This is a genomic window from Pseudoduganella dura (genome assembly GCF_009727155.1).
GTDB lineage: Bacteria > Pseudomonadota > Gammaproteobacteria > Burkholderiales > Burkholderiaceae_D > Rugamonas > Rugamonas dura.
Map to the genome: position 1 here is coordinate 6,420,020 of NZ_WNWM01000002.1, position 12,469 is coordinate 6,432,488.

Annotated in this window: 11 protein-coding genes; 6 read left to right on the plus strand and 5 right to left on the minus strand. The window is 68.8% G+C overall.

Annotated elements, in window-relative coordinates:
- Positions 1-36: 36 nt before the first annotated feature.
- Both mnmH and GJV26_RS27750 read right to left on the minus strand, forming a co-directional pair.
- The gene (gene mnmH, locus GJV26_RS27745) at positions 37-1,092 is read right to left on the minus strand and encodes a tRNA 2-selenouridine(34) synthase MnmH (protein ID WP_155711805.1); all 1,056 of its coding nucleotides are present in this window, start codon (positions 1,090-1,092) and stop codon (positions 37-39) included.
- Positions 1,089-1,739 (minus strand): arylesterase, encoded by a 651-nt coding sequence (locus GJV26_RS27750; RefSeq protein ID WP_155711806.1) that lies wholly within the window; start codon positions 1,737-1,739, stop codon positions 1,089-1,091. The genes mnmH and GJV26_RS27750 overlap by 4 nt, the downstream gene beginning before the upstream one ends.
- Between GJV26_RS27750 and GJV26_RS27755 the strand changes: the two genes are divergently transcribed.
- Entirely contained in the window at positions 1,738-2,493 is a 756-nt protein-coding gene (locus GJV26_RS27755; protein ID WP_155711807.1) for an ABC transporter ATP-binding protein, read from the plus strand. The two genes, GJV26_RS27750 and GJV26_RS27755, sit on opposite strands and share 2 nt — an antisense overlap.
- A gap of 10 nt (positions 2,494-2,503) precedes the next feature.
- Here the strand turns inward: GJV26_RS27755 and GJV26_RS27760 are convergent, their stop codons facing one another.
- Complete coding sequence (locus GJV26_RS27760; RefSeq protein WP_155711808.1) at positions 2,504-4,042, minus strand: NAD(P)H-hydrate dehydratase; 1,539 nt, start codon at positions 4,040-4,042, stop codon at positions 2,504-2,506.
- A gap of 96 nt (positions 4,043-4,138) precedes the next feature.
- Between GJV26_RS27760 and GJV26_RS27765 the strand changes: the two genes are divergently transcribed.
- Complete coding sequence (locus GJV26_RS27765) at positions 4,139-7,735, plus strand: hydantoinase B/oxoprolinase family protein (RefSeq protein ID WP_155711809.1); 3,597 nt, start codon at positions 4,139-4,141, stop codon at positions 7,733-7,735.
- A 3-nt stretch (positions 7,736-7,738) separates the two neighbouring features.
- Here GJV26_RS27765 and GJV26_RS27770 read toward each other — a convergent pair whose 3' ends face one another.
- The gene (locus tag GJV26_RS27770; protein ID WP_155711810.1) at positions 7,739-7,927 is read right to left on the minus strand and encodes a type II toxin-antitoxin system antitoxin; all 189 of its coding nucleotides are present in this window, start codon (positions 7,925-7,927) and stop codon (positions 7,739-7,741) included.
- Positions 7,928-7,955: 28 nt separating this feature from the next.
- The gene (locus GJV26_RS27775) at positions 7,956-8,849 is read right to left on the minus strand and encodes an SPFH domain-containing protein (RefSeq protein WP_155711811.1); all 894 of its coding nucleotides are present in this window, start codon (positions 8,847-8,849) and stop codon (positions 7,956-7,958) included.
- Positions 8,850-9,031: 182 nt separating this feature from the next.
- On the opposite strand from GJV26_RS27775, the gene GJV26_RS30510 reads away from it, so the two are divergent.
- From GJV26_RS30510 to GJV26_RS27790, 4 genes are read left to right on the plus strand one after another with little or no spacing between them, the layout of a single operon-like run.
- Positions 9,032-9,157, plus strand: coding sequence for a hypothetical protein (locus GJV26_RS30510; RefSeq protein WP_260114812.1), 126 nt, complete (start codon positions 9,032-9,034; stop codon positions 9,155-9,157).
- 6 nt (positions 9,158-9,163) lie between these two features.
- Complete coding sequence (locus GJV26_RS27780; RefSeq protein WP_155711812.1) at positions 9,164-10,363, plus strand: efflux RND transporter periplasmic adaptor subunit; 1,200 nt, start codon at positions 9,164-9,166, stop codon at positions 10,361-10,363.
- Positions 10,360-11,061, plus strand: coding sequence for an ABC transporter ATP-binding protein (locus tag GJV26_RS27785; protein WP_189442036.1), 702 nt, complete (start codon positions 10,360-10,362; stop codon positions 11,059-11,061). Before GJV26_RS27780 ends, GJV26_RS27785 begins: the two co-directional genes overlap by 4 nt.
- Positions 11,058-12,278 (plus strand): ABC transporter permease, encoded by a 1,221-nt coding sequence (locus GJV26_RS27790; RefSeq protein ID WP_173346296.1) that lies wholly within the window; start codon positions 11,058-11,060, stop codon positions 12,276-12,278. Before GJV26_RS27785 ends, GJV26_RS27790 begins: the two co-directional genes overlap by 4 nt.
- Positions 12,279-12,469: the final 191 nt, after the last annotated feature.

The window sequence follows — 12,469 nt, forward strand, 5'->3', positions numbered from 1 at the left end:
CCCTCGGGTGGCTTTTTCGTTGTGGCATGCGCCCGCTCAGCCTTCGTGCAACGCACGCGCGGCGGCCAGGAAGGATGCCGGCGCGATGTCCGGCAATGCGATCTCGCGCGCGCTTTCGTACTGCGTGAAATTGCGGTGGATCGAGCGCGTGTACGCAGGATCGTAATGCGCCACCAGCAGTTCGTCGACCAGCGCGGGCATCCGGCCATCGCTGGCCATCTGCTGCCATTGCCCGATCTTCTCCTTGCCGTGCAGGTCCGTCAGGTAGGCCAGCTGCGCGTTCAATGCCGGGGCATTGCATGCGAAGTGCTGGTAGTCCTCGATCAGCAGTTGCACGCGGTGCTCGCGTGCCACCTGCAGCGCGATGCACCGCGATGCGCGCATGCGCTCCATCAGCGCGGCCGGCACGCGCAGCGCGCCCACCTTCTTGCTCTCCGACTCCACGAACACCGGCAGCGCCGGATCGAAGCGGCGCAGGCGATCCCAGATCGACGTCTCGAAGGCCTTCTGCGACGGCTGCGGCTGGCAAGGCATGTTGCCCAGCACGGAGCCGCGGTGCACGGCCAGCTGTTCCAGGTCCAGCACCTGCGCGCCGATCGCCTCGAGCGTGTCGAGCAGCCGCGTCTTGCCGCTGCCGGTGGTGCCGCAGATCACGCGAAAGTCCAGTTCCGGCGCCTGTTCCAGGTCCGCGTTGACGCGGTTGCGGAATGCCTTGTAGCCGCCTTCGAGCTGCACCGCGGGCCAGCCGATCCTGGCCAGGATATGCGCCATCGAGCCGCTGCGGTTGCCGCCGCGCCAGCAATAGACCAGCGGCTTCCATTCGCGCGGCTTGTCGTGCCAGAGCGTGTCGATGTGGCGGGCGATGTTCGCGGCCACCATCGGCGCGCCCAGCTTCTTGGCCTCGAACGCGCCGGTCTGGCGATACAGCGTGCCCACGGCGATGCGCTGCTCGTCGTCCAGCACGGGGCAGTTGATCGCGTTCGGCAGGTGGTCGAGCGCGAATTCGGCCGGCGTGCGGACATCGACGATCGTATCGAATTCATCGAGGCGGGACAGCACATCGTCGATGTGCAGAACTTCTGGATACTTCATTTCAACCTCAGGATGGGCAGCAGGTGCGGCCAGATATTGTTCAGGATGATCGGGTGGGCGCTGGCGAGCGGATGGATGCGGTCGGGCTGGAACATGTCCATCTTTTCCGCCACGCCGTCGAGCATGAACGGCGCCAGGCCCACCTGTTCATCGCGGCTGATGGCGCCGTACATGGCGAAGAATTTTTCGGAGTAATCGCGGCCGTAGTTCGGTGGAATGCGGATGCCGACCAGCAGCACGCGCGCACCGGCGGCGCGCACGGCCTTCACCATCGCGCGCAGGTTGCCGTCCGTGGCCGCGACGGGAAGACCGCGCAGGGCGTCGTTGGCGCCCAGTTCGATCACCACGATGTCCGGCTTGTGCCTGGACAGCAGCGCGGGCATGCGCGTGCGGCCGCCGCTGGATGTTTCGCCGCTGACGCTGGCATTGACGATCCGCATGTCGAATTTCTGCGCCTGCAGCTTGCGTTCGAGCAGGGCCACCCAGCCGGTGCCGCGCGCCAGCCCGTATTCGGCCGACAGGCTGTCGCCCACCACGAGCAGCGTTTTTGGGGCAGAATAAGCGCTCGCCGGGCTGCCCCATAGCAGCAGCGTGGCGCACAGCACCGTAATGAACCGACCAACCAAGCCAAGCAGACCTTCGACCATGCCAGATTTTCCTCACGCGACCGCCAATTTCATTCCAGCCTCGCCGTCATCGCATGCCGGAGGTGCACATGCCGCCAGCGAAGGATCGGGCACCGCCGCGATCGCGGTTACGGGCCTGACCAAGCGCGTGGCCGATGCAAGCGGCGAGCTGACCATTTTGCACAGCGTGGATTTTACCGTGCAAAAGGCCGAGACGCTGGCAATCGTGGGTGCATCGGGGTCGGGCAAGTCCACATTGCTCGGCCTGCTGGCCGGTCTCGACACGCCGAGCGGCGGCACGGTGCTGATCGACGGCACCGATATCTTCGCGCTGGACGAGGATGGCCGCGCTGCGTTGCGCAAGGCCAAGCTCGGCTTTGTGTTCCAGTCGTTCCAGTTGCTGCCGCACCTCACGGCGGTCGAAAACGTGATGCTGCCGCTGGAACTGGCGGGCGACGGCGATGCGCGCGCGAAGGCGCAGGCCATGCTGGGCCGCGTGGGCCTGGAAAGCCGGCTGAAGCATTACCCGAAGTACCTGTCCGGCGGCGAGCAGCAGCGCGTGGCGCTGGCCCGCGCCTTCGTCACGCAGCCGCCGCTGCTGCTGGCCGACGAACCGACCGGCAGTCTCGACGCGGCGACGGGCGAGGCGGTCATCGGGCTGATGTTCGAACTGAACCGTGAGCATGGCTCCACGCTGGTGCTCGTGACGCATGATCCGGCAATGGCGGCGCGCTGCGGCCGCACGATCACGATCGCCGCCGGCCGGCTGGTGTAAGCCGTAGCGTTCAGCGCGGGCGGGCCGGTGCCGCATGGCTGGCCTGCTGCGCCACCAGCTGATTGAGCGCCGTCCGGATCGTGGCCACCAGCTCGCCCGCGGTGAGGCCGATCGGCCCCGCCCCCTCGGCCACCAGCACATCGGCCGCGATACCATGCAGCCAGACGGCCGCCAGGGCGGTTTCCCAGCCGGGCCAGCCCTGTGCCAGCAGCGCTCCCGCCAGGCCGGCCAGCACGTCGCCGGTGCCCGCCGTGGCCAGGCCGGCATTGCCGGTGGGGTTGACGGCGAGGCGGCCGTCCGGCGCGGCGATCACCGTGCCGGAACCTTTCAGTACGACGAACGCATTCAGGCGCGCGGCCAGTGTGCGCGCGGCCGCCAGGCGGTCGGCCTGCACGATGCCGACCGTGGTGTCGAGCAGGCGGGCCGCTTCGAGCGGGTGGGGCGTGGCCAGCGTGGCGGCGGTGCGCCGTGCCGCCGCCTCGCATAGCGACGCGTCGCCGGCCAGCAGGTTCAACGCATCCGCATCGAGCACCAGCGGCTGCGCCGATGCCACGGCGGCGGCCAGCAGGCCGGCGGCCTCGGCACTTGTGCCCAGCCCGGGGCCGGCCACCGTCACGGCGCCACCAAAATCGACATCGCGCGCCGCGCGGCACATCAGTTCCGGCTGGCCCGCATCGGCCGCCAGCGGTTCGCCGGCAAAGCACAGGACCACGCGGCCGGCGCCCGCGTGCAGCGCGGCGCGGCCGGCCAGCACGGGCGCGCCCGCCATGCCCGGCGCGCCGCCCAGCACGAACACGCTGCCGTAGCTGCCCTTGTGGCTGTTGTGCCGCCGCGGCCGCGCTGCGCGCCCGAAGAAGGCCGGGTCGTTCAGGTGCATCGACGGCGGCGGATACAGCGCGGCATCCACTTCCAGTCCGGCGATGATGACGCTGCCCGCGTGATCGCGGCCGTCTCCCGTGTGCAGGCCGGGCTTGTCACCGATGAACGTGATCGTGTGCGTGGCATGCACCGCGCGGCCGCCGGTGCCGACCACGCGGCCGGTATCGGCGTCCAGGCCGCTCGGCACGTCCAGCGCCAGCACCGGGCAGCGCAGCGCGTTGACGGCGTCCACCAGCACGCCCGGCCCTTCCGGCGTGTCGTCCAGCGGCCGTTGCAGGCCGATGCCGAACAGGCCGTCAACGACGAGGTGCCAGCCGCCTTCCTCGATTTCCCGGGCGGATAGTTCAACGAAACGCGCCGGGCTGGCGCGCGCCCGTTCGAAGGCGCGGTCACGCTCGGGCGCGGCGGTTCGCGTGGCGGCAACATGGATGATCGATACCTGCGCGCCTTCCCGGGCGAGATGCACGGCGACCTCGAACGCGTCGCCGCCGTTGTTGCCGGGACCGGCAAGCACCAGCACGTGCGCGCTCGCGGTCGCGCACGGCAGCAGGTCGAGCGCCACGACGGCCGCGGCCCGGCCGGCGCGCCCCATCAGCGTGCCTTCGGGCAGGCCGGCGGCCGCCAGGCGTTCGATGTCGCGGATCTGGGCAACGCTGTACAGTGGATTCATGGCAGCTACTCCTCGATGAACGGTTCATTATAGTGGCTCGCTTTCGCCGGCGGCGACCCGCTACAATGGGGCCTTTGTCGACAGGCGGGGGCGGGCATGGACTGGCAATTCTGGATCGATCGCGGCGGCACGTTCACGGACATCGTCGCGCGCCGCCCCGACGGCGCGCTGCTCACGCACAAGCTGCTGTCCGAGAACCCGGGGCGGTACAGCGATGCGGCGCTGGCCGGCATCCGCCACCTGCTCGGCATGGCGGCGGACGATGCGATACCCGCGGGCCTGGTCGGCGCCGTCAAGATGGGCACCACGGTGGCCACCAATGCGCTTTTGGAACGCAAGGGCGAACCGACCGTGCTGGCCATCACGCGCGGCTTCGGCGATGCGCTGCGGATCGCCTACCAGAACCGGCCGCGGCTGTTCGACCGCCACATCGTGCTGCCCGAACTGCTGTATGGCGAGGTGGTGGAGATCGACGAGCGTATCGGCGCGCACGGCGACGTGGTGTCGCCGCTGGACGAAGCCGCGGCACGCGCCGCGCTGCAGGGGGCATACGACCGCGGGTTCCGGTCGCTGGCGATCGTGTTCATGCACGGTTACCGCTTTACGGAGCATGAGCGGACCGTGGCGCGCATCGCCCGCGAGACCGGGTTTGCGCAGGTCTCGGTGTCGCACGAGGCCAGCCCGCTGATGAAGCTCGTCGCGCGCGGCGATACCACCGTGGTCGATGCCTACCTGTCGCCGATCCTGCGTCGCTATGTCGACCGGGTGGCGGCCGAACTGCCCGGGGTGAACCTGCAGTTCATGCAGTCGAATGGCGGCCTGACGGACGCGCGCGCCTTCCAGGGCAAGGACAGCATCCTGTCCGGCCCGGCCGGCGGCATCGTCGGCATGGTGCGCGCCAGCCGGCTGGCCGGCTTCGACGAGGTGATCGGCTTCGACATGGGCGGCACTTCCACCGACGTGTCGCATTACGCCGGCGAGTTCGAGCGCGCGTTCGAAACCCAGGTGGCGGGCGTGCGCATGCGCGCGCCGATGATGCGCATCCACACCGTGGCGGCGGGAGGCGGCTCGATCCTGCATTTCGACGGCAGCCGGCTGCGCGTGGGGCCGGACAGCGCCGGCGCCGATCCGGGACCGGCCAGCTACCGGCGCGGCGGCCCGCTGGCCGTCACCGACTGCAACGTCATGCTGGGCAAGATCCAGCCGGCCGAATTCCCGCACGTGTTCGGTCATGACGGCGCCCAGCCGCTCGACGCGGAGAACGTGCGCACGCGCTTCGCCGCGCTGGCGGACGACATCGCGCAGGCCACCGGCGCCGCCACGACGCCCGAAGCGGTGGCCGCCGGCTTCATCGACATCGCGGTCGGCAACATGGCCAACGCGATCAAGCAGATCTCTGTGCAGCGCGGCCACGACGTGACCGGCTACGCGCTGACCAGTTTCGGTGGCGCCGGCGGCCAGCATGCGTGCCTGGTGGCCGATGCGCTGGGCATGAAGACCGTGTTCATCCACTCGCTGGCGGGTGTGCTGTCCGCCTACGGCATGGGGCTGGCCGACCAGGTCGCGATGCGCGAGCAGGCCGTGGAAGCCAGGCTGACGAACGAAGCCATGGCGGCGCTGGACGAAACGCTCGACGCGCTGGCCGGTGAAGCCCGCGCGGTCTTGCTGGCGCAGGGGGTGGCGGACGATCGCATCGATCTCGTGCGTCGTGCGCACGTGCGCTATGAAGGGACCGATTCGGCGCTGAGCGTGCTGTTCGACGCCGAAGATGCGATGCGGGCGCAGTTCGACGAAGCCTATAAAAAGCGCTTCTCGTTCCTGATGCCGGAACGACAGCTCATCGTGGAAGCGGTGTCCGTGGAAGCGATCGGCAAATCCGACGCGCCCGCCGAAGCCGTGCCGGAACAGTCGCCGCGCGGCGGTCCGGCACGGCCGCACGAGGTCGTGCAGATGCACAGTGCGGGCCGGTGGCGCGACACGGCGCTGTACCGGCGCGCCGGGCTGCGCACCGGCGACGTGCTGCGTGGCCCGGCCATCATTGCCGAGGCCAACGCCACCACGGTGGTCGAAGCGGGCTGGCAGGCCACGGTGACGCCGCAGGACCACCTGGTGCTCACGCGCGTGGAAGCGCTGCCGGAACGCCGGGCGATCGGCACCACGGCCGACCCGGTGATGCTGGAAATCTTCAACAACCTGTTCATGTCGATCGCCGAGCAGATGGGCTTGCGGCTGCAGAATACGGCGCACTCGGTGAACATCAAGGAGCGGCTGGATTTCTCGTGCGCGCTGTTCGATGCCGCCGGCAACCTGATCGCCAATGCGCCGCACATGCCGGTGCACCTGGGCTCGATGGGCGAGAGCATCAAGCGCGTGATGCATGCCAATGCGGGCGCGATGCGCCCCGGCGACGTCTACATGCTCAACGATCCGTACAACGGCGGCACGCACCTGCCGGACGTTACCGTCATCACGCCGGTGTTCGACGAGCAGGGCAGCGAGATCCTGTTCTACGTCGGCTCGCGCGGCCACCATGCGGACATCGGCGGCACCACGCCGGGCTCGATGCCGCCCGATTCGCGCACGATCGTCGAGGAGGGCGTGCTGATCGACAATTTCAAACTGGTCGATGGCGGCGTGCTGCGCGAGGCCGCGGCGCGCGCGCTGCTGACCGGCGCGCGGTACCCGGCCCGCAACCCGGACCAGAACCTGGCCGACCTGCGGGCGCAGGTCGCCGCCAACCAGAAGGGCGTCGACGAGCTGCGCCGGATGGTGGCGCACTTCGGACTGGACGTGGTGCGCGCCTACATGGGCCACGTGCAGGACAACGCCGAGGAAGCGGTGCGGCGGGTCATCGGTGCGCTGCGCGACGGCGCCTTTACCGTCGACCTGGACAATGGCGCGCGCATCCGCGTGGCGGTCACCGTGGATGCGGCGGCGCGCGGCGCGACGATCGATTTCACCGGCACCTCGCCGCAGCTGGACAACAATTTCAATGCGCCGTCGGCGGTCTGCATGGCGGCGGTGCTGTACGTGTTCCGCACGCTGGTCGACGACGACATCCCGCTCAATGCCGGCTGCCTGAAACCCCTGACCGTGGTGATCCCGCCCGGCTCGATGCTCAACCCCCGCTACCCGGCATCGGTGGTGTCGGGCAACGTCGAGACCTCCACCTGCATCACCAACGCGCTGTACGGCGCGCTGGGCGTGATGGCGGCGTCGCAGGGCACGATGAACAATTTCACGTTCGGCGGCAGCCGCCACCAGTACTACGAGACGATCAGCGGCGGCTCCGGGGCCGGCGACGGTTTCGACGGGACCGACGTGGTGCAGACCAACATGACCAATTCGCGGCTGACCGATCCGGAGATCCTCGAGTTCCGCTTCCCGGTCCGGCTGGACAGCTACACGATCCGGCACGGGTCCGGCGGGGCGGGGCGCTGGCACGGCGGCAACGGCGGCGTGCGGCGCATCCGCTTCCTGGAACCGATGACGGCGGCGATCCTGTCGAACAACCGCCTCCACGCACCGTTCGGCATGGCCGGCGGCGGGCCGGGCGCGGTGGGGAGGAACGGCGTGGAGCGGGCCGATGGCAGCGTCGAGGAACTCGGCCACATCGGCAAGACGGCGATGGCGCCGGGCGATGTCTTCGTCATCGAGACGCCGGGCGGCGGCGGCTACGGCCGGCCGGACTGACCGTCAGGTTTCGCCGCTGTCGTCGCGCGACGGCGGCTGCACCTTGATGCCCCGCCGCGCCAGCGCCTCGCGCAGCAGGAACTCGATTTCCGCGTTCACGCTGCGCAGGTCGTTCGCGGCGAGCCGTTGCAGCTCGTCCCATAACGCAGGGTCGATCCGCAGCGGATAGGCTTTTTTACCGGGACTTGCCATGACTTGATGCTTCAGTTCTTGACGTCAGTCAGTTATACAGCGTGCCGGCGTTGATGATCGGCTGCGCATTCTGGTCCGAACACAGCACCACCAGCAGGTTGCTGACCATCGCGGCCTTGCGTTCCGGGTCGAGTTCCACGATGTCGCGCGCGGCCAGCGCCTTCAGCGCTTCGTCCACCATGGTCACGGCGCCGTGCACGATCTTGGCGCGGGCACTGATGATGGCCTCGGCCTGCTGGCGGCGCAGCATCACCTGGGCGATTTCCGGCGCGTAGGCAAGATGGGTCAGTTTCGCATCCACCGTTTCCACGCCGGCCGCTTCGAAGCGGGCCCCCAGTTCGTCGCGCAGCGCCTGCGCCACCACGTTGGCGCCGGCGCGCAGCGTGGTTTCGCCGGCCGCCAGGTCATCCGCCTCGTCGTAGGCGTATTGCGAAGCCAGGTGGCGCAGCGCCGCTTCGGCCTGGATCGACACGTAACGCTCGAAATCGTCCACTTCGAACACGGCCTGCGCCGTGTCGCGCACGCGCCAGACCACGGCGGCGCCGATCTCGATCGGGTTGCCGCGCTTGTCGTTGACTTTGAGCGTGGAAACGTTCAGGTTGCGCGCGCGTACGGCGAGCTTGCGCTTGCGGTACAGGGGAAACGCCCAGCGCAGGCCTTCGCTGCGGTCGGTGCCCACGTATTTGCCGAACAGCGTCAGGATCGCGGTTTCGTTCGGCTGCAGCATGTACAGGCCGGCGCCGAGGAAGATGCCGGTCGCGACCATCAAAATGCCCGGCAGGAGCAGGAAACCGCGCAGCGCCAGCAGGCCGGCGATCACCAGCAGCACGCCGCCGGCCGCGGCCAGGTAACCGTTGACCGATGCGAAGCGCGCTTCCTGCCGCGCTTCCTGCCGCCCCTGCTGCCGACTGTCTGCTGCCATGACGATCTCCCTGGAGTTATATTAAAGTGATATCACTTTACGATCACTCCCGGCCCGTTGTCAAGCTGCTCAGGCGATTGACCATTCGGCCGGCCGTGAGATTCGGAGAGAAATTTTCCTGTGTCCCTGCACTAGAATGTGCGGCCGGCACGACCGGCCCACGACCACCACCAGGGAGACCCATGTCCGTCACCGTCGCCGATCCCCGTCCCATCCTGTTCGAGCCCGGTCCCGCCGGGATACAAAAGGTGCCGCTGCAGGCGCTCCCGGCGCCGGGCGGGGCAACGATGTCGATGGTTTTCTGCTGAGGCGCCATGCGACGCAAACTCATCGTGGCGCTTGGCATTGCGGCCTGCGTGGCGGTCCCGGTCGCCATCGGCCTGTTGAAGCAGCCGGCGGGGCGCGAGGCGGAACTGGCCAGGGTCGAACAGCGGGAAATCCATGCCACGATCCTGGCGACGGGCCAGCTCGTGTTTCGCCAGGAAGTGCAGCTGTCGGCCGAAGTGATCGGCAAGGTGGCCGCCGTGCTCGTCAAGGAGGGCGACAGCGTGCGCAAGGGCCAGAGCCTGCTGCGGCTCGACCCGACCGTGTACCAGGCCGAGGTGGCCCAGCAGGAAGCAAGCCGGCGCAGCGCGTCGATCGCGATCGAGCGGGCGCAGATCAGCCTTGCCAACCAGCAGCGCGGTCTGGACCGCGCCCAGCGCCTGTATCAGGCCAGGTTCATCGACGTGTCGAAATATGACGATGCCGTGCACCAGGTCGAGCTGGCACAGGTGGAGCTGCGGGCCAGCCGCGAAGCGTTGGGGCAAGCCGATGCGCTGCTGTCCCAGGCCCGCGAGCGCCTGGCGAAAACCGAGGTGCGCGCACCGATCGACGGCACCGTGACCGAGCTGCCGATCAAGGTAGGCGAGACGGCCGTGGCCAGCACGACCGGTATTGCCGGCTCATCGCTGATGACGATCGCCGACATGGCCGCGATCGTGGCCGAAGTCAATGTCGACGAGGCCGATATCGCCCAGGTGGCGGTGGGCCAGGGCGCCAAGGTATTCCCGGCGGCCTATCCCGAACAGCCGATCGGCGGCCGGGTCGAGCGGATCGCGATGGCGCCGCGGCCGGCGCAACCGGGAGCCGCCGCCGAGGGGCGCAGCTACGTGGTCAGGCTCCGGCTCGACGATACCCGGCCGGCACTGCGCTCGGGCATGACCTCGCGCGTGGAAATCGCCGCCGGCGCCACCGTGAAGCGTCCGGCGATTCCGCTGCAGGCGCTGCTGAGCGAAGCGGACGGCGGCAGCCACGAGGCGGCCGGTCAATACGTGTTCGCGGTGGTCGACGGCCGTGCGGCGAAAAGGGCCGTGCAGGTCGGGCTGTCGGACGATACCAGCCAGGAAGTGCTCGAGGGCGTGGGTGTCGGCGACACCGTGGCGGTCGGTCCGGCCCGGCTGTTGCGCGAACTGCGCGATGGCGATCTCGTCATTCCGTTGAAGGCGGTGTTGCAGCCGGGAGCGGCCCGGTGATCCGCCTGCGCGGGCTCGGCAAGCATTACCGGATGGGCGATCAGACCGTGCACGCGTTGCAGGGCGTCGACCTGGAGATCGGCAGCAACGAGCTGGTGGCCTTCATCGGCGCTTCCGGCTCGGGCAAGTCGACGATGATGAGCATCATCGGCTGCCTCGACCGTCCCAGCAATGGCGAGGTCTGGCTGAACGGGAGCGAGGTGGCAAGGATGAGTGACGACGAACTGGCGCGCGTGCGCAACCGCGACATCGGTTTTGTCTTCCAGAGTTTCCACCTGTTGCCGCGCATGACGGCACTGGACAATGTTGCACAGCCGCTGGTCTACCGGGGCATCGCGCCCGGCGCGCGCCGCGCGATGGCGCTGCGCGCGCTGGAGCGCGTGGGTCTGGAAGCGCGCATGCACCACCGGCCCAATGAACTGTCCGGCGGCCAGCGGCAGCGGGTGGCAATCGCGCGGGCGCTGGTGGGCGCGCCGGCGCTGCTGCTGGCCGACGAACCGACCGGCAACCTGGACTCGGCCACCGCGCGCGACATTCTCGCGCTGATCCGCGAAGTGCATGCCGCCGGCCAGACGGTGGTGCTGGTCACCCACGAGCCGGAAATTGCCGCCCAATGCCAGCGCGTGGTGCGGCTGCAGGACGGGCGCATCGTCTCCGATACGGGGGCGAAAGCCGCGGCAGGAGCGGGAGCGCGATGATCCTGCTTCGCGAAAGCGTGCGCTCGGCACTCGCGTCGATCCGCGCGCACCGCCTGCGCAGCTTCCTGACGGCACTCGGCATCATCATCGGCGTGGCGTCGGTGATCACCGTGATTTCGCTGATCCAGGGGCTGTCGAAAAGCGTGTCCGAGAAGTTCGCCGGCCTGGGCGGTACCAGCGTGACGATCCGGCCCCACAACGACATGAAGGACCGGATGCGCGGCAAGACCAGCCACCTGCGGCTGGAGGATGTGGAACAGATCCGGCTGCGCGCCGACGGCGTGCGCCACGTGAGCCCGGTGTTCTCCCCGGGCTTTGCCGAAGTGCGCTACATGGGGGCGGCGGCGACGGCGCGGGTGCTCGCCACGTCCGCAAGCTACCAGGATGTGAACCGCAGTTATCCGCGGCTGGGGCGGTTCATCAGCGCGCCGGACGACGCCCGGGCCCGGCGCGTGGCGGTGATCGGCGAGGACCTGGTCGCCGAACTGCACCTGCCGGCGGACCCGCTGGGCACGTTCATTTCGTACGGCGGCGAATGGTTCAAGGTCGTCGGCGTGCTGGAAAAGCAGGGAACGCTGTTCGGCATGTCGCAGGACAACCAGCTGATCATTCCGTTCAATACGGGCCACAGCCTGCTCGGCAATCATCGCCGGCCGGACCTGTCGATCACGGTGGCGGTGGGCGAGCTGGCCGACCTGGAGCAGACGATGGGACAGCTGCGCGCGGTGATGCGGGCCGCCCACCGGCTCAGGCCCGGCCAGCGCGACGACTTCGAGATCCAGTCCGCCGAGCAGGTGGCGGATACCTTTGAAAAGATCAGCACGACGGTGACGCTGATCATGGGCGGCGTGGTCGGCATCGCGCTGCTGGTCGGCGGCATCGGCATCATGAACATCATGCTGGTGTCGGTGAAGGAGCGCACCCGCGAGATCGGCATCTGCAAGGCGATCGGCGCGCGCAGCCGCGACATCATGGCGCAGTTCCTCGTCGAGGCCGTGATCCTTGCCACGCTGGGCGGACTGATCGGGCTGGCGTTCGGCTACGTGCTGGGCGCCGCGATCGCCGCCCTGATCCCGGATTTCCCGCCTGCCGTGGTGCCGTGGTGGGCGGTGGTGCTGGCGCTGCTGTTTTCCGGCGGCGTGGGCATCGTGTTCGGCGTGGTGCCGGCGCGGCAGGCCGCGCGGCTCGACCCGATCGAGGCGTTGCGCTACGAGTAAACGGGGGTGCCGGCCAGCGCTGCCGGCGCGTTTCTTGCACTACGGCTACTGCAATGGTCGTCCGTGCCGGCTTTCACCTATAAAGTACCCGTTGAAACAGGTATAATGCCGGCAAATCAACCAGCCCATTCAGCGCTGGTGCAATTCGAGAGGCCCTGGGGTCCATTGCTGTGACTATTACCGCATCATCT